Origin of the sequence: Amycolatopsis sp. lyj-90 (assembly GCF_046549035.1) — a bacterium.
GTDB lineage: Bacteria > Actinomycetota > Actinomycetes > Mycobacteriales > Pseudonocardiaceae > Amycolatopsis.
In genome coordinates, this window is the sequence record NZ_JAJPWP010000010.1 from 236204 (window position 1) to 253614 (window position 17411).

The window sequence follows — 17411 nt, forward strand, 5'->3', positions numbered from 1 at the left end:
ATGTCGATCTTCATCAACGAGAACAGCAAGGTCATCGTCCAGGGGCTCACCGGCTCCGAGGGCATGAAGCACGCGACGAAGATGCTGAAGTCCGGCACGAACATCGTGGGTGGCGTCAACGCCCGCAAGGCCGGCCAGACCGTCTCCGTCGAGGGCAAGGACCTCACCGTGTTCGGCACGGTCGAGGAGGCCATCAAGGAGACCGGCGCCGACGTTTCGGTCATCTTCGTGCCGCCGAAGTTCGCCAAGGACGCGGTCATCGAGGCGATCGACGCCGAGATCCCGCTCGCCGTGGTGATCACCGAGGGCATCCCGGTGCACGACTCGGCCTACTTCTGGGCGCACGCGGTCGCGACGGGCAACAAGACCCGCATCATCGGGCCGAACTGCCCCGGCGTGATCAGCCCCGGCAAGTCGAACGCGGGCATCATCCCGGCCGACATCACCGGTGCCGGCCCGATCGGTCTCGTGTCGAAGTCGGGCACGCTGACCTACCAGATGATGTACGAGCTGCGTGACATCGGTTTCTCGACCGGTGTCGGCATCGGCGGCGACCCGATCATCGGCACCACGCACATCGACGCCCTCGAGGCGTTCGAGGCGGACCCCGAGACCAAGGTCATCGTGATGATCGGCGAGATCGGTGGCGATGCCGAAGAGCGCGCCGCGGCCTACATCAAGGACAACGTGACGAAGCCGGTCGTCGGCTACGTCGCGGGCTTCACCGCGCCCGAGGGCAAGACGATGGGCCACGCCGGCGCCATCGTCTCCGGCTCCTCCGGCACGGCCGCCGCCAAGAAGGAGGCCCTCGAGGCCGCCGGTGTCAAGGTCGGGAAGACCCCGAGCGAGACCGCCGTCCTGGCGCGCGAGCTGTACAACAGCCTCTGATCCTTCGGAGACTGACGCATTCCCCGGCGGGCCGGGCGCCTCACCAGGTGCCCGGCCCGCCGACTTGCGTTCAGCCCCCTAATCGCGATCCGGCCACCGGAGCGCGTTTAGCGGGCTAAACGCGAAACGGGCGTCGCCGAGGGGGTTCCGCGTGGAACCCGATCGGGTGTACAGACGTCTCAGAGCCCGAGGCGTGGGGTGACCGTGCGTGCGCTAGCGTTCGAGCATCACAGCCGCCTCGTTTGTCCCGGGAGTCCCGCGCGCCCCGGGGTGCCGGTCCAACGACAGGAGAGCATTCGGATGTCCTATCCCAGCGGTGGGCCCGGCTACCCCCAGCAGGGTGGCGGCCAGCAACCCCCTCAGCCCCACCCAGGCTCGGGAGCCTTCCCGCAGCAGCAGGTGCCGTCGTCACCGGCGAGCCCGCTGAACCTGGCGCTGCTGCTCGCGCTCGCCGTCACCGTCCTCGGCCTGGTGCAGTTCTTCATCGGCTTCTCCGACGAGGCCGACGCGGCCAAGGAGGTGTCGGTCTTCCTCCTGGTCTCCGGTCTGCTCGCGGCGCTGCACGCGTTGCCGCGCGGCCCGAAGACGCTGCCGTTCGCCGCGTTGTTCAGCGTTCTCGGCGCGTTCGGCGCGCTGGACCTGGTCATCGGCTACCCGACCGTCGACGGCGGGGAGGGCCGCCCGGAGGTCTCGCTTCCCGGCATCCTCACCGTGGTCCTGATCCTCGGCATCCTGCAGATGCTGGTCGCGGTCGCGGCGCTGCTGTTCGAGCACGACGTCCTCAAGCTGCCCGCCGCGAAGCCGCAGCAGCAGGCGCCGCAGGCTCCCTACAGCCAGCAGTTCCCGCAGCAGGGCCCGCAGGGTCCGTTCGGCCAGCCGGGTCAGCAGGGCCCGGCCGCCACCCAGGTCCAGCCGTTCCCCGGGGCGGGGCAGCAGCAGGGCCAGCCGCAGGGTGAGCCGTCCGGCCCGTTCGCGCAGCCGGGCGGGTTCCAGCCGCCGGTCACGCAGCCGCCGGGCCAGCAGGCCACGACGTACGCGCCGCAGCAGGGCCAGTTCTTCCAGCAGCCGCCGTCCTCGGAGCAGGGCCAGAACCCGGGCACGCCGCCGGGCGGTTTCGACCGGCAGAGCTGACCTCTCGCACGCAAAAGCACCCGCTGTGACTCTCCGTGTCACAGCGGGTGCTTTCGTTTTCCGGGTTACCCGACCGGGTGGGTTGGGCCACGCCCGCCGCCCGGCGGCGGCGTGCCTCACCCGGACGGCCCAGTCCGGATGTCATGGTGCGGATCATGAAGCTGCTCACCCGCGACGAACGCCCGCCGGGCGAAGAGCCGGTGAGCGACCTCGTCCCCGAGCCGGAGGTGTCCAGGGCGAAGCGGGTTCGGGTGTTGCTCGCCGCGGCCTGCGCGCCTTTGCTCTTCTCCTATACCGCCGTCGCGGCCGTGCTCGCGGTGGTCGCGTTCACGGCCGACCGGTCCCGGTTCTCCGCCACCGGCGCGCTGCTCGCCGCCGGGCCGGGCTGGCTCGCTTCCTGGCAGGTGGAACTCGAACTCGCCGGTCATCCGCTCGGCGTGCTGCCGCTGCTGCCGACGCTCGTCGTCGGGTGGCTCGCGGCGAGGGCGGCCGCGCGGGCCACGCGTCGGTTCGGCGGCCGGACCCCGGCGGACGCGGTCCCGGTGGTGACGGTGATAGCCGGGGCGCACGCGCTGTTCGGCGTGCTCATCGCCCTGCTGGCCGGCGGATCGCCGATCGGGGTCAACCCGCTGACCGCGTTCTGCGTGCCGGGGCTCTTCGCCGGGCTCGCCGCCGTCGCGGGAATCGCCAAGACTTGTGGGCTTCCGGCCGCGGTGCGGGACCGGTTCGACCCGGTGGCCGTCCGAGGCCTGCGGGCGGGCGCGCTCGGTCTCGCCGCGATGATCGCCAGTGGCGCCGTGGTGTTCACCGCGGCCACCGCGCTCTCGTGGTCCACTGTGGACAGTCTGTTCGAGCCCGCTTTCGGTGCGAGCTTCGGTCTGTTCGCGCTTTCCGTGGCGTACCTGCCGAACGCGGTCGTCGCCGCGCTGTCCTTCACCACCGGGCCGGGGTTCTCGGTCGGTTCGCTGACCGTCGGCATGTTCGGCTACCGGGAGGGACAGCTGCCGGGGGTGCCCGTGCTGGCGGGGATCCCGTCGCACCACGCTGTCTGGTGGCCCGCGTTGCTGCTCCTGCCCGCGCTGGCCGGCGCGCTCGTCGGCTGGAAGATCCGCACGATCGACGAGGATCCGATGCTGCGGATGCGGGCGGTCGCCGTCGCGGGCGCGCTCGTCGCGTTCGGCTGCGTCGTCCTCGGGACCCTCGCCGGCGGCAGGCTCGGCGACGGGCCGTTCGACCCGGTCAGCGTGCCGGTCGGGGTCGCGTCGGTGATCGCCTTCTGCTGGATCGTCATCCCCGGCGGTTTCGTCGCGTTCTTCGCCGGAGCGCACGAGGCTCCCGAGTCGCCAGGGGAACCCGGCGCCGAAGACCTCGCCGAAGTCGAGGAGGAAGCCGTCGAGTCCGAAGAGGACGAAGCGGCTGACGAAACCGAACCCGAAACCGGAGCCGAAACCGTCGACGACGACGAATTCGACGACGAGGCCGAGGCGGAACTCGCCCGCGAGCTGGGTGAGGACGACGACGAGACCCCGGTGGAACCAGAGCCCGAAACCGAGCCCGAGCAGGACGGTGTCGTCGACGACGCTGTGACCGAGTCCACCGACGGGTCCGGCGACGAAAGCGCGCCCGGCGGCGACCGTTAGGGTTGTCGCGACCAGGTGAAGCGCCGTACGCCCGAGTGCGTACCGCCGTGGCAAGGAGCCCGTTCTGGCTAGTCGGTTGGACCTGCCCACTCCGGTGAAGCTCGTCGTCCTCGCGTCCGGGTCCGGCACGCTGTTGCAAGCCGTGCTCGACGCCGTCGAAAAGCCGAACTTCCCGGCGAAGGTGGTCGCCGTCGGAGCCGACCGCACCGGGATCGAGGCGCTCACGCGGGCCGAACGCGCCGACGTGCCGTCGTTCACCGTGCGGATGGCCGATCATCCGGACCGCGAGGCCTGGGACAAGGCGATCACCGAAGCCGTCGCCGCCTACCAGCCCGACCTGGTCGTCTCGGCGGGGTTCATGAAGATCCTCGGCGCCGAATTCCTCGCGCGGTTCCCCGGCCGCGTGATCAACACGCATCCGGCGTTGCTGCCGTCGTTCCCCGGCGCGCACGCCGTGGCCGACGCGCTGGCGATGGCCGTCAAGATCACCGGGTCGACGGTCCATTTCGTCGACGCCGGAGTCGACACCGGGCCGATCATCGCGCAGGAGCCGGTGATCGTGGAATCCGATGACGACGAGCACGTCCTGCACGAGCGGATCAAGGCCGTGGAACGCAGGCTCCTGGTGGAAACGATCGAAAAGCTCGGCCGGAGCGGGTGCGCGGTCGAGGGACGAAAGGTGAGGTTTTCGTGAGTACCGCACAGGGACAGCGTCCCGTCCGGCGCGCGCTGATCGGCGTCTCGGACAAGGCCGGCCTGCTCGAACTCGCCACCGGGCTGCACGCGGCGGGTGTCGAGATCGTGTCGACCGGCGGCACGGCGAAGGTCATCGCGAACGCCGGGGTGCCGGTGACGCCGGTCGAAGAGGTCACCGGGTTCCCCGAGTCCCTCGACGGCCGGGTCAAGACGCTGCACCCGCGCGTGCACGCGGGCCTGCTCGCCGACCGTGACCGCCCGGAGCACGTCGAGCAGCTCAAGCAGCTGGACATCGCGCCGTTCGACCTGCTCGTGGTCAACCTGTACCCGTTCACACAGACCGTCGCCTCGGGCGCGAGCCCGGAGGACTGCGTCGAGAACATCGACATCGGCGGCCCGGCGATGGTGCGTGCGGCGGCGAAGAACCACAGCAGCGTCGCCGTCGTGGTCGACCCGTCCCGCTACGGCTGGGTGCTGGAGCGCGTCGCCGCCGGTGGTTTCGAGCTGGCCGACCGCAAGCGGCTCGCCGCCCAGGCCTACGCGCACACCGCGGCGTACGACACCGCCGTCGCCGCGTGGTTCGCCAACGTCTACGCGCCCGCGGACGACTCCGGTTTCCCGGACTTCACCGGCGCGACGTGGGAACGCGGCGACGTGCTGCGCTACGGCGAGAACCCGCACCAGAAGGCCGCGCTGTACAAGCACTGGCGTCCCGGCCTCGCGCACGCGGAACAGCTGCACGGCAAGGCCATGTCGTACAACAACTACGTCGACACCGACGCCGCGCGCCGCGCCGCCTACGACTTCGAGGCCCCGGCCGTCGCGATCATCAAGCACGCCAACCCGTGCGGGATCGCCGTCGGCGAGGACATCGCCGAGGCACACCGGAAGGCGCACGCCTGCGACCCGGTTTCGGCCTACGGCGGGGTGATCGCGACCAACCGGCCGGTGAGCCGCGAGGCCGCCGAGCAGATCTCCGAGGTGTTCACCGAGGTCGTCCTGGCCCCGGACTTCGACGCCGAGGCGCTGGAGATCCTGCAGCGCAAGAAGAACGTGCGGCTGCTGAAGCTGCCCGCGATCACTTCGCCGGATCCGATCGAGTTCCGGCCGATCTCCGGCGGCGTGCTGGTGCAGACCGTCGACACGATCGCCGCCGAGGGCGACGACCCGGCGAACTGGACGCTGGCCACCGGCGCGGCCGCCGACGAGCGGACGCTGGCCGACCTCGAGTTCGCGTGGCGTTCGCTGCGCGCGGTGAAGTCGAACGCGATCCTGCTGGCGAACGACGGCGCGACCGTCGGCGTCGGCATGGGCCAGGTCAACCGGGTCGACTCCTCGCGGCTCGCGGTCTCGCGGGCGGGAGACCGGGCGAAGGGCGCCGTCGCCGCTTCGGACGCCTTCTTCCCGTTCCCGGACGGGCTCGAGGTCCTGCTGGAGGCCGGTGTCCGCGCCGTCGTCCAGCCGGGCGGCTCGATCCGTGACGCCGAGGTCATCGCCGCCGCCGAGGCCGCCGGGGTCACCCTGTACCTCACCGGTACGCGCCACTTCGCTCACTGACGTCAAAGCGCCTTTAGCGGGCTAAACGCGATCCGGCCGATCGCGTTTAGCCCGCTAAAGGCGTTCCGGGGGCAAGGTGGTCGCCTTCGATTCGGTGGGCCGGCCCCATTGGCCACCCGCGCCCCGGGCCGCCGTGCCATGCTGGCCGCGTGTCGCCTTTAGCGGGCTAATCGCGACGCGCGCGTACGCGAGGATCGCTAGGAGGATCGGTGCACCAGCCGCCGCAGGGGTACGGCCAGGGACCGGGTCAGGGCCCGCCACCTGGGCAAGGAGGCCAGCCGGGCTACGGGCAGCAGCCGGGTTACGGCCCGCCCCCGGGGTACGGCGCACCCGGTGGCCCGGGATACGGTCCGCCGCCCGGGTACGGCCCGCCGACGCCGGGTTACGGGCAGCCGCCCAAGAAGAAAAAGACCGGGCTGATCGTCGGCCTGATCGTGGGCGGCGTGGTGCTGCTCGGACTGGGCATCCCCGGCGGCATCTTCGCGTCGGAGTACTACTCGTCGGTCGGCAAGGCGCCGGTCTCCGAGCAGCCGCCCACCGAGTGCAAGGTCTCCCCGGAGGCCCTGAACAAAACGGTCACCAACAGCTTCCAAGGCACCCGCGAGAACGAGATCAAGGCCGGTGACATCGTCACCAAGCAGGTCGGCTGCTCCTGGTCGGCGCCGGACGGCGACAACGTCCACGACCGCACCCTCCAGGTCATGGTCTATCGCCACGAAGGACCGGACGCCCAGGAGCGGGCGGCGAAGTCCTCCGTCGGGTCGGCCGCGCCGTCCGAGCGCCAGCAGCAGGTGCAGGGGATCGGGGAGAAGGCGGTTCTCGTCTCCCTGGACACCGACAGTGCCTTCAGTGGCGCCGAACTGCGGTTCACCCAGGGCGTGTACGTCGTCCTCGTCACCTACAAGGGCTGGGACAAGGGGTTCTTCACGAACTCGCCGATCCCGCCCGCGGAGTCCGCCGAAGCGGCGAAGTCCGTCGGCGCCGAGCTCGCGAAGAACCTGCCCCGCTAGGCGTACAGGCCGTTCAGCCAGGCCGTCCACGCCTTCTCGGCCTTGTCCGCGTCAGCGTCTTCGGCGAACAGGTGATGGCCGATGCCGACAGACCAGCCCCAGGCGTTCCGGCCGTAGAAGCGGTACAGCGCGTCTTCGGTCCGGACGCCGATGAATTCGGGCGTCAGGTAGTCGACGACGCCTTCGACGGTGCCGGCGCCCGGCACCTCGAAGCGCACCTGATCGCCCGCGACCGTCGCGCCGATCGCCACCCGCACGGCCTCGAACGCCTCCGGAGCCGTCGACGCTTCGGGCGCGTCGGCCTTGAAGTACCTCGCCTGACGCCGGTTGAAGTGCGTCAGGTATTCGCTCAGCGAGTGGTAGTAGAACGCCGTGTGACGCTCGCACGCGTCGTAGTCGACGGCCCAGTCGTCGAAGACGGTGGTGTGCTCGTAGCGCAGGTACGTGCCGCCGTCCTTCGGTTCGAGGACGTACTCGAGGGTGTTGAACCAGCCCTTCTCGTCTTCGGCATAGGTGACGAAGTGTTTCGACGGTTTCCAGACGGTCACCATGCCGCCGTTCGGGGTGAGGCCGGATTCGGTGCCGCCGTCGCGAGGCTCGTACCGGATCGGCCAGAGCCATCCGCCGCTGCCCGTGGTGATCGCGGCCCAGGTGTCGGCGGGCGTGGTGGGCATCAAGCCCTCGAAGCGGACCTCGGATTTCTTCGCCATGACTGTCCTCTCTCGTGTGCCTTCATAGAGGCGACGCCTGGCCGGGGGCGCTTTCGACAAACGGATCGCGTTTAGCCCGCTAAAGGCGATGTGATGCGGGTCACATTCTGGAGTGTCGAAGTGCGGAGGACGGCGGCGTCCCTGGGGTGTCCGCGAAGACAGCGACCCGAGGAGAGCGACATGCAGCAGAACACGATCGACGAGATCCTGAACCGCCCGCTCAGCCAGGAGCTCCTGGCCCGGGACCTGGCCCGGCTGGCCTACACCGCGCTCGACGGCACGCCGCGGTCGATCCCGATCGGCATCCACTGGAACGGCAAGGAGATCGTCATGTGCACTCCGACGAACGCGCCGAAGCTGCCGTCGCTGCGCCGCAACCCCGCCGTCGCCCTGACCATCGACACCGAATCGCACCCGCCGAAGATCCTGCTCCTCCGCGGCACCGTCGAGCTGGACTACGTCGACGGCATCCCCGACGAGTACATGCAGTGGAGCGGCACCTACGAGATGACGCCCGAGCAGCGGGTCGAGTGGGAGAAGCAGGTGCGGTCGCTCTACGACGGCATGGTCCGGATCGTGGTGACCCCGACCTGGGTCAAGCTCATCGACTTCGAGACCACACTGCCCACCGCCGTCGAAGAGCTCATGCGCCGTCAGAGCGCCTGAAAGGAACTGTCATGGCACTCAAGAAACTGGAACACGTCGGCGTGGTCGTCCACGACCTCGAAGCGGCCAAGGGGTTCTTCATCGCACTCGGTCTCGAACTGGAAGGCGAGGCGTCGCTCGAGGGTGACACGGTCGATCGCCTCACCGGGTTGAAAGGGGTCCGGACGGACATCGCGGTGCTGCGGCCACCGGACGGCCAGGGCGGTGTGGAGCTCATCAAGTACCGGACGTCGTCCGGTCAGGCAGACGATTCACGCGCTCCGATGAACACGCCCGGCATCCGTCACTTCGTGTTCTCCGTGGAGGACATCGACGACGCCCTCGAGCGTTTGCGGCCGCACGGCGCCGAACTCGTCGGTGAACTGGTCCAGTACGAGGACAGCTACCGGCTTTGCTACGTCCGCAGCCCTGAGGGGATCGTCGTCGAATTGGCGGAAGAGCTCGTACGTCGGGAAGCGTAGGCGAGAAGCCGCGTCTCGACGGATTCCCGCGAAGCCTTGCGCTGCCAGCATTTCCGGCATGACGTTGACAGGAATCCTGGCCGCCGCGCTGATCGTCACCGGTGCGCCCGCCCTCGCCACGGACGACGTCCGTGTCCACACCGGAGCGATCGACGGCGCCCGGTACCGGGTCGAGGTGCCGTCGAACTGGAACGGCAAGCTCCTGCTGTACAACCACGGGATCTACCCGCCGGGCTACGTTCCCGAAGAGATCGAGCTCGCCAACCGGCCGGAGGCCAAGCCCGTCCTCCTCGGCGAGGGGTATGCGCTGGCCGCGTCGCTCTACAGCAAGCCGAACGGCTTCTCCGCCCGGGAAGCCGTTCACGATCAGACGGCGTTGCTGTCCTGGTTCGACCGCAACGTCGGGCGCCCGGCCCAAGTGCTCACCTGGGGAGCTTCCGGTGGCGGGCTCAACGCGGTCCTGCTGTCCGAGCGGCTCCCGCATCGGATCGACGGCGCACTGGCGATGTGCGGTCCCGTCGCCGGCGGCTCCGCGTTGTTCGGCCAGGCGCTGGACCTCGGGTTCGCGGTCCGGACGCTGCTGGCGCCCGAACTCGAGATCGTCCGTATCGCCGACCCGCGGGCGAACCTCGCGAAAGCCCATCAGGTGATCGCGAAGGCACTGGAATCACCCGGCGGACGGGCGCGGCTCGCCCTCGCCAACGCGTTCGCCGACGTCCCCGGCTGGTCGACGGCGCACCATCCCCGCTCCGCGGACGTCACCGAGCAGATCCGCCAGCAGGCGAAGTTCGTCCAAGCGGTCTACGACCAGCTTTCCTGGGGCGAGCACCGTGCCGATCTGGAGAAGCAGACCGGTGGCAACCCGACCGGGAACACCGGAGTGGACTACGGCGGCCTGCTCGCCCGGTCGAGTGAACGTGACCTCGTGAAGCAGGCTTACCGCGCCGCGGGCCTGGACCTCGGCGCCGATCTGGCCAAGCTCGCCGCCGCGCCCCGTGTCAAGGCCGACCACGCCGCCACCCGGCTGCTCGACCGCGTCGGAACGCCGACGGGACGCGGCCACCAGCCGATCGTCACGCTGCACCCGATCGGTGACGGCGTCGCCCCCGAGCACGAGCGGACCTATGGCGACCGCGTCGATCCCGCCCGGATCCGGCAGGTTTTCGTGAACCGGGGCGGGCACTGTCAACACACCGCGGCCGAGGAGCTGACGGCGTTGCGCTTGCTGCGGGACCGCGTCGAGACCGGTCGCTGGCCGTCCACGTCACCGGAGCGGTCGAACGCCGAGGCGAGCCGGTTCGGGCCGGAGTTCCACTTCCTCTACGACTGGCTGCACGGCGAGCCGGGCACTTCCGCGCCCGCTTTCCGGCGCCATCACCCGGCCCCGCTGCCTCGCGTGGCCTGACCGATCAGCCGTCGACGGGGTGGCGCGCCTGGAAGGCGAGCCTCCCGTCGGCGTCTGCCGCGATCCGGTCGAGCAGGTCGTCCAGCGCCATGAAGACCTCCCACGGCGACTGTCCACTCGCGACGGTCAGGCGGTCGACCAGCAGCTGTTCGAGATCCTCGACGCGCTTCGCCTTCCATATCTTGTCCGCGATGCTGACGAGCAGATCCTCGACGCCGACGCCTTCACGCCAGGCGGCGTGCGTTCGCGCGAATCGAGCCCGCTCTTCGCTGATTCCTCGGGTCAGAAGGAGTTCGTAGCCCGCCTGCTCATGCGCGGAGCCGGGTCCGGACAGCTCCCCGGGATGAACCGTCTTGCCGATGTCGTGGACCGCGGCGCCGAAAAGGGCCGCTTCGCGGTCGAGGTCCACCGCCGGATACTCCTTCTCCAGCCAGTCGGCCAGCGTGCGGGCCACGTCGTGGACCGCACGCAGATGGGCGGCGAGCCGCGGGGGAGCGGCCAACTGCTCCAGCAGGGCGGCGACCTCGTCCGGCAGCGGACGCAGCGGTGGTTCGCCGGGGTCGGACAGCGCGCGGCGCAAGGCTTCCGAAGACATGGCGTCCAGGATGACAGGTCCGGTGACGGTTCCCTCATCGCTTGACAACCGCTGCGCCGACCGGTGTACTGGAGACATCGAACAGGCGTTCGATGTGCCGCCTTCCCCGTGGCACCCTCAAACCGTCCACAAAGGACGGTTCAGGTGTCGTGGGGAGGCGAGGTCCGGTGACAGCGGAGGTGGTCGAAGCACGGGCCTTGCCGTTGGCGAGGCTGGCGGCTTTGCCAGGAGTGAGCACGGCCAGTGGCGTGGCTTCCGCGGCCGAACACGCGAGGACGACGGGAAGGGTGCTCCCGGTGTCCGCGGCGTTGTCCGGTCTGCTGCCCGCTGCGGGGCTCCGGCGCGGGAGCACCGTTTCGGTGCTGGGGTCCACGTCATTGATGCTCACCCTGCTCGCCGCCGCCACCGCCGGCGGTGCGTGGGCGGTCGCGGTCGGCCTGCCCGCGCTCGGGGTGGTCGCCGCCGCGGAACTCGGGGTCGAGGTGGGCAGGCTCGCGCTGGTCCCCCGCCCCGGTGCCGAGTTCCCGGCGGTGACCGCGGCCCTGCTCGACGGCTTCGACCTCGTGGTCGTCGGTCCGGGGCTCGCCCGGCCCGACGTGGCGAGACGGCTGTCCGCCCGCGCGCGCAACCGTGGCTCGGTGCTGCTTTCGCTGGGTTCCTGGCCCGGTGCGGAGGTCGAACTGAGCTGCCGTCGCGCGCGCTGGACGGGCTTCACCGGCGGCGGCTCGGGCTACCTGCGGACCCGTGAGGTCGAGGTGCGGGCCGGTGGCCGGGGTGCGGCCGCCCGGCCGATGTCGGCGCTGCTGCGGTTCCCCGGCGAGGGCGAAGTCGAGAAGGCCGACTTCCCCACCGCGACCGCGGCGAGGTGGGGGACGGCGTGAACCCACCTGTACGCATGCTGGTGCTGTGGTGCCCGGACTGGCCCGCGGTCGCCGCCGCAGCCGTCGCGGGCGAGCCCGTCGGCCGTCCGGCCGCGGTCTTCTCGGCGAACCGCGTGGTCGCCTGTACGGCGGTGGCCAGGGGATTCGGCGTCCGTCGCGGAATGCGGCGGCGCGAGGCCCAGTCCTCCTGCCCGGATCTGGCGGTCTTCGGCGAGGACGACGGTCGTGACGCCCGGCTCTTCGAGTCCGTCGCGCAGGCGGTGGAGGAGCTGGCGGTCGGCGTCGAGGTCGTCCGCCCGGGGATCGTCGCCGTCCCGGTCGACGGCGCGGCCGGTTACTTCGGCGGCGAGCACGGTCTCCTCGAAAGGCTGGTGGACGAGGTGTCCGTGGCGGCGGGGGTGGAATGTCAGGTCGGCGTCGCCGACGGCCTGTTCGCCGCGACGCTCGCGGCCCGCCGCTCGACACTGGTCGAGCCGGGCGAGACCGCGGATTTCCTCGCCCCGTTGCCCATTCGCGAGCTCGATCAGCCCGAAGCAGGGCGAACCGAGCTGGTCACCTTGCTCCGGCAGCTGGGACTTCGCACGCTGGGTGCCTTCGCGGCGCTCGGCGAAAGCGACGTCTCCGCGCGTTTCGGGATGGAGGGCGTCCTCGCTCACCGGCTGGCACGAGGGCGGTCCGAACGTCCGCCGCTGCGCCGCCGTCCACCGCCGGAACTCTCGCTCGCGAAGGCGTTCGACTCGCCGATCGACAGGGTCGACGCCGCCGCGTTCGTGGCGAAGGGGCTCGGTGAGCGCTTCCACGCCGGGCTCGCCGCGCACGGGCTGGCCTGTACCCGCCTCGGCATCTACGCCACCACCGAGACCGGCGAACAACTCGGCAGAGTGTGGCGCTGTGCCGAACCGCTGACCCCGTCCGGCGTCGCGGACAGGGTGCGCTGGCAGTTCGAAGGCTGGCTGAAGGTCCGGGACACCTCGGCGCGGCCCCGATCCGGCGTCGTGCGGCTGCGGCTGGAGCCGGAGGAGACCGTCGAGGGCCGGTCGCTGCAGCTCGGGTTGTGGCAGGCAGGTGCGGCGGGCGCGCTGCGTCCGTCCATAGAGGACGAAGGCATGTCCGGCGAGCGCGCCGCCCGTGCCCTGGTGCGGGTGCAGGGGTTGCTCGGCCCGGAGAGCGTCTTCACCGCGGTGCTCGACGGCGGCCGCGATCCCGCCGAGCGTGTCCGGTTGGTGCCGTGGGGCGACAGGCGGGAGAGGTCGGCGCTGGCGGACGCGAACTGGGCCGGACGGCTCCCGTCGCCTTCCCCGGCGACGGTGTTCCCCCGGCCGGTGCCCGCCCAGGTGCTGGACGAACACGGGAGCGTCGTGGAGATCACCGCGCGGCGCCGGGTCACCGCCACACCGTTCCTCGTGAGCTTCGAGGGCGGTGAGCCGCGCCAGGTCCTCGCCTGGGCGGGGCCGTGGCTGGTCGGCGTCCGGGCCGGGGCGGGCCACGCGCGGTCGGGGACCCGGATCCGGTTGCAGGTGCTGCTGGCCGACGGGCCGGACGCGGAGGAGGCGGTGCTGCTCCGCTTCGAACACCACGAAAACCCGATGTGGACGCTGGAAGGGAAGTACGACTGACCATGGACGAGGAGTACACGCGGCTGGTGCGGCGATGGCTGGAGGAACCGGCCATCCCGGTACAGCGTGCCGAGTTGGACACGGCCTGGGCGGCGTGCGTCCCGCGAGCGGAAGTGTTCGTCCCCCCGCCGAGACGCTCGATCGAGAATCGGTGACCGATGGGCTGGAACAACCCACCGAAGCCGTGGAAGGACCTCGCCCGCGAACTCGCGGGCGAGGTCCAGCGCGGCGACGGCGGTGACAGCCCCGCCTGGAGCGCCAAACGGGAGGGCTACGAGCGTCCCCCCGACTTGGCGGGGCAGATCGGCGAGGACGACGGGGCCACCGCGCGCCGGGTGCCGTACGCCGAACTGCACTGCCATTCGAACTTCAGCTTCCTCGACGGGGCGAGCCATCCCGAGGAACTGGTGGAGGAGGCCGCGCGGCTGGGCCTGGACGCGATCGCCCTCACCGATCACGACGGCATGTACGGCGTGGTGCGCTTCGCGGAAGCGGCGAGGGAACTGGGCGTGCACACCGTCTTCGGCACGGAGCTCAGCTTCGGCCTGTCCGGACCGCAGAACGGGTTCGCCGATCCCGAAGGCGAGCACCTCCTCTTACTGGCCAAGAAACAGGACGGCTACCTGAGCCTGAACCGCGCGATCACCGCCGGGCAGCTGTACGGCTTCGACAGGGAATCCTTGTCGCCCAAGGAAAGAGCCGAGAAAGGCAGGCCGGTCTACGACCTGCGCGCGGTCGCCGAAGAGGTCAACGGGAAGTGCGTCGTGCTCACCGGCTGCCGCAAGGGCGCGGTGCGCAAGGCCCTCGTCGCCGGAGGTCCCGTCGCGGCCGTGGAGAAACTGAAGGAACTCATCGACTGCTTCGGCCGGGAGAACGTCTACGTCGAACTCATCGACCACAGCCTCCCCTTGGACAGCACGCACAACGACCTGCTGAGCGAGATGGCCGCGGAATTCGGGCTGCCGACGGTGGCGACCACGGCGGCGCATTACGCGCGGCCGGAGCGGGCCCCGCTCGCCGACGCGCTCAGTGCGATCCGCGCCCGGCGGGGCCTGGCGGACATGGAGGGCTGGCTGCCCGCCGCGGGGACGGCGTTCCTGCGGTCGGGGGAGGAGATGGCCGAGATCTTCGCGCGGTACCCGGGTGCGGTGCAGCGCGCGGCGCTGCTCGGCCGGGAATGCGCGTTCGAACTGCATCACATCGAACCGAAGCTGCCGCCGTTCGACGTTCCGGCGGGGTACACCGAAGCGTCCTACCTGAAGGAACTCACTCTCAAGGGCGCGAAGGACCACGAGAAGAACAAGACCGCCGAGTACCGCCGAAAAGCCCGGAAGCTGATCGCGCACGAACTGGAGATCATCGAAAAGCTGGGCTTCCCCGGCTACTTCCTGATCGTCTGGGACATCGTGCGGTTCTGCCGGGATAACGACATCCTCTGCCAGGGCCGGGGTTCGGCCGCGAATTCCGCGGTCTGTTACGCGCTCGGCATCACCAAGGTCGACGCCGTGCGCTACGGACTGCTCTTCGAACGGTTCCTCGCCCCCGACCGCGACGGTTATCCGGACATCGACCTCGACATCGAATCCGACCGCCGCGAAGAGGCGATCCAGTACGTCTACGAAAAATACGGGCGGCTGAACACCGCGCAGGTGGCGAACGTGATCACCTACCGGGCGCGGTCCGCGGTCCGCGACGCGGCGCGGGCACTGGGATATTCACCCGGCCAGCAGGACGCGTGGAGCAAACAGATCGACCGATGGGGCGCGTTGCGGTCCACGGAGAAGGACCACGATCACGACATTCCCGGCGAAGTCGTCGAACTCGCTTGCGCACTCGAAGACTTCCCCCGGCATCTCGGCATTCATTCCGGCGGCATGGTGATCTGCCAACAGCCGGTGAGCGAGGTGGTGCCGATCGAATGGGCCAGGATGGAGAACCGCAGTGTCGTGCAGTGGGAGAAGGACGACTGCGCCGCCGCGGGACTGGTCAAATTCGATCTGCTCGGACTCGGGATGTTGTCGGCCCTGCACTATATGATAGATCTGGTTCACGACCACAAAGGGGAAGAGGTCGACATCTCCGAATTGGATCTCAAGGATCAGAACGTCTACGAAATGCTCTGCCGTGCCGACGCGATCGGCGTTTTCCAAGTGGAGAGCCGCGCGCAGCTGGCCACCCTGCCCCGCTTGCGTCCCAAGAAGTTCTACGACCTCGCGGTCGAGGTCGCGCTCATTCGGCCCGGTCCGATCCAGGGCGGTTCGGTGCATCCCTACATCCGGCGCAAGAACGAGCAGGAGAAATGGGATTTCGACCATCCGAAACTGGAGAACGCGCTGAAGAAGACCCTCGGCGTCCCGTTGTTCCAGGAACAGATGATGCAGATCGCCCTCGACGTCGCCGATTTCACCCCGGCGGAGGCCGATCAGTTACGGCACGCCATGGGTGCGAAGCGTTCCGAGCAGAAGATGGAACGGCTCAAACGCCGATTCCTCGAAGGCGCGGCGAAGCACGACATCGGTGAGGAGCTCGCGGAGAAGATCTTCGGCAAGCTCAAGGCGTTCGCGAATTTCGGTTTCCCGGAGAGTCACGCGCTGAGTTTCGCCCTGCTGGTGTTCGCGAGCGCGTACTTCAAGTACTACCACCCGGACGCGTTCCTGGCCGGGCTGCTGCGCGCACAGCCGATGGGGTTCTACTCGCCGCAGTCGCTGGTCGCCGACGCGCGGCGGCACGGGGTGAAGGTGCTGGGCCCCGACATCAACGCGAGCCTCCCGCACGCGACGCTGGAACCGTTGCCGGAAGGGGGAGAACTGCTCGCCGTGCGGGGCGGCCTGTCCACCGTGCGGATGATCGGCGAGAACCTGGCGAAGGTGATCGTCGAAGAGCGAGAGCGCGGCGGCCCGTTCGCGGATCTGCCCGAGGTCGCCCGGCGGGTGCGGCTGACCAAACCTCAGGTCGAGGCGCTGGCCACGGCGGGCGCGTTCGGTTGTTTCGGCGAGAGCAGGCGGAGCGCGCTCTGGGCGGCGGGCGCGGTCGCCGACGAAAGCCTGGAGAAACTCCCCGGTCTCGCCACCGGTGTCAAGGCGCCGATGTTGCCGGGGATGGACGAAATCGACGTCGCGGCCGCGGATGTCTGGGCCACCGGGGTGTCGCCGGACAGCTTCCCGACCCAGTTCATCCGGGAGAATCTCGACGAACTCGGCGTCGTCACGGCGGCGGGCCTGCGCGAGGTCCCGCACGGCACGCGGGTGCTGACCGGTGGCGCGGTGACCCATCGCCAGCGGCCGGCGACCGCGGGCGGTGTCACCTTCATGAACCTCGAGGACGAGACGGGGATGATCAACATCATCTGCACGATGGGCGTGTGGCAGCGCTATCACCGGGTCGCGCGCGGCAGTCCGGCGCTGCTGATCCGGGGTGTGGTCGAGCGCACCGGGGAGGTGGTGAACGTCCTCGCCGAACAGATCCGGCACCTGCCGCTGCGGATCACCGCCAAGTCCCGTGACTTCCATTGACCTCACTTGACGGCCCGGCGGTGTCCATGTTGTAGTTCGATCAACGTCGCAGTGCACCCGGCAAAGAGACCGTCGTGGGCGCGGAGGCGTCGGACCATGGGAAATCATGGAAACCCCTTCTTCATCGAACGGCCGGTTGACGGCGTTCGGAAATCAACTCGTTCAGGTTCACAATTGGCTGCGTAAAGAGCTGGCCACGCTGCACGACGACCTCGGGTCGGTCGCGGACGGGCGTGCCGAGCGGCTGCGCGATCTTCGCGCGCATTGCCTCACCTTCTGCTCGGCGCTGACCAGGCATCACACCGGGGAGGACGGCGGCGCTTTCCTCGTGCTGTCGGAGAAATATCCCGAACTGCGGCCGGTGCTCGAAGAACTCGCGCACGACCACGACGTCATGACCGGGATCATCGAACGGCTCGAAGAACTGGTCGGCGGCGTCGGCCCGGCGTCGAGCCCGGCCGAGATCCTGCACGTCCAGCGGGAACTCGACGGCCTCACGGCGATCATGGAGACGCATTTCCGGTACGAGGAGAAGCGGATCGTCGAGGCGCTCAACGCGCTGGACATGCCGGAGTGGCGGGACACGAAGCCCTCGTTCCTGCTGAAATCGCATTAGGACAAGATCTGTCCTATACGCCCTTTA

15 protein-coding genes are annotated in these 17411 nt (G+C 69.7%); 13 read left to right on the forward strand and 2 right to left on the reverse strand.

Annotation, left to right across the window (positions count from 1 at the left end):
* From sucD to ACLJPX_RS34215, 6 genes are all read left to right on the forward strand, one after another.
* Nucleotides 1-888: a succinate--CoA ligase subunit alpha gene (sucD, locus tag ACLJPX_RS34190; protein WP_076163092.1), complete on the forward strand. Its 888-nt coding sequence runs from the start codon at nucleotides 1-3 to the stop codon at nucleotides 886-888.
* A gap of 300 nt (nucleotides 889-1188) precedes the next feature.
* Complete coding sequence (locus ACLJPX_RS34195) at nucleotides 1189-2019, forward strand: DUF5336 domain-containing protein (protein ID WP_410604498.1); 831 nt, start codon at nucleotides 1189-1191, stop codon at nucleotides 2017-2019.
* A gap of 143 nt (nucleotides 2020-2162) precedes the next feature.
* The gene (locus ACLJPX_RS34200; protein ID WP_410604499.1) at nucleotides 2163-3659 is read left to right on the forward strand and encodes a DUF6350 family protein; all 1497 of its coding nucleotides are present in this window, start codon (nucleotides 2163-2165) and stop codon (nucleotides 3657-3659) included.
* Nucleotides 3660-3735: 76 nt separating this feature from the next.
* Nucleotides 3736-4353 carry a phosphoribosylglycinamide formyltransferase gene (gene purN / locus ACLJPX_RS34205; protein WP_101612254.1) on the forward strand — a complete coding sequence of 206 codons (618 nt, stop codon included), beginning with the start codon at nucleotides 3736-3738 and terminating at the stop codon, nucleotides 4351-4353.
* On the forward strand, nucleotides 4350-5912 hold the full coding sequence (gene purH, locus ACLJPX_RS34210) for a bifunctional phosphoribosylaminoimidazolecarboxamide formyltransferase/IMP cyclohydrolase (RefSeq protein WP_410604500.1): 1563 nt from the start codon (nucleotides 4350-4352) through the stop codon (nucleotides 5910-5912). Before purN ends, purH begins: the two co-directional genes overlap by 4 nt.
* A 209-nt stretch (nucleotides 5913-6121) precedes the next feature.
* Nucleotides 6122-6922, forward strand: coding sequence for a hypothetical protein (locus ACLJPX_RS34215; protein ID WP_410604501.1), 801 nt, complete (start codon nucleotides 6122-6124; stop codon nucleotides 6920-6922).
* On the opposite strand, the gene ACLJPX_RS34220 is transcribed toward ACLJPX_RS34215, so the two are convergent.
* Nucleotides 6919-7632, reverse strand: a complete 714-nt coding sequence (locus ACLJPX_RS34220; RefSeq protein WP_410604502.1) for an SRPBCC domain-containing protein — start codon at nucleotides 7630-7632, stop codon at nucleotides 6919-6921. The genes ACLJPX_RS34215 and ACLJPX_RS34220 overlap by 4 nt on opposite strands.
* Nucleotides 7633-7812: 180 nt before the next feature.
* Between ACLJPX_RS34220 and ACLJPX_RS34225 the strand changes: the two genes are divergently transcribed.
* From ACLJPX_RS34225 to ACLJPX_RS34235, 3 genes are read left to right on the forward strand one after another with little or no spacing between them, the layout of a single operon-like run.
* On the forward strand, nucleotides 7813-8298 hold the full coding sequence (locus tag ACLJPX_RS34225; RefSeq protein WP_410604503.1) for a pyridoxamine 5'-phosphate oxidase family protein: 486 nt from the start codon (nucleotides 7813-7815) through the stop codon (nucleotides 8296-8298).
* 11 nt (nucleotides 8299-8309) lie between these two features.
* The gene (locus ACLJPX_RS34230) at nucleotides 8310-8759 is read left to right on the forward strand and encodes a VOC family protein (protein WP_410604504.1); all 450 of its coding nucleotides are present in this window, start codon (nucleotides 8310-8312) and stop codon (nucleotides 8757-8759) included.
* Between the two features lie 58 nt (nucleotides 8760-8817).
* A complete protein-coding gene (locus ACLJPX_RS34235; protein WP_410604505.1) occupies nucleotides 8818-10164 on the forward strand; it encodes a DUF6351 family protein in 1347 nt (448 codons plus the stop codon).
* 4 nt (nucleotides 10165-10168) lie between these two features.
* On the opposite strand, the gene ACLJPX_RS34240 is transcribed toward ACLJPX_RS34235, so the two are convergent.
* On the reverse strand, nucleotides 10169-10759 hold the full coding sequence (locus tag ACLJPX_RS34240; RefSeq protein ID WP_410604506.1) for an HD domain-containing protein: 591 nt from the start codon (nucleotides 10757-10759) through the stop codon (nucleotides 10169-10171).
* 167 nt (nucleotides 10760-10926) lie between these two features.
* On the opposite strand from ACLJPX_RS34240, the gene ACLJPX_RS34245 reads away from it, so the two are divergent.
* The 4 genes from ACLJPX_RS34245 (at nucleotide 10927) to ACLJPX_RS34260 (ending at nucleotide 17384) form a co-directional block, all read left to right on the forward strand.
* On the forward strand, nucleotides 10927-11640 hold the full coding sequence (locus ACLJPX_RS34245) for a hypothetical protein (protein WP_410604507.1): 714 nt from the start codon (nucleotides 10927-10929) through the stop codon (nucleotides 11638-11640).
* Nucleotides 11641-11654: 14 nt separating this feature from the next.
* Nucleotides 11655-13256 (forward strand): DNA polymerase Y family protein, encoded by a 1602-nt coding sequence (locus ACLJPX_RS34250; protein WP_410604615.1) that lies wholly within the window; start codon nucleotides 11655-11657, stop codon nucleotides 13254-13256.
* A 158-nt stretch (nucleotides 13257-13414) separates the two neighbouring features.
* Nucleotides 13415-16768, forward strand: a complete 3354-nt coding sequence (locus ACLJPX_RS34255) for an error-prone DNA polymerase (RefSeq protein ID WP_410604508.1) — start codon at nucleotides 13415-13417, stop codon at nucleotides 16766-16768.
* A 106-nt stretch (nucleotides 16769-16874) separates the two neighbouring features.
* The gene (locus ACLJPX_RS34260) at nucleotides 16875-17384 is read left to right on the forward strand and encodes a hemerythrin domain-containing protein (protein WP_410604509.1); all 510 of its coding nucleotides are present in this window, start codon (nucleotides 16875-16877) and stop codon (nucleotides 17382-17384) included.
* Nucleotides 17385-17411: the final 27 nt, after the last annotated feature.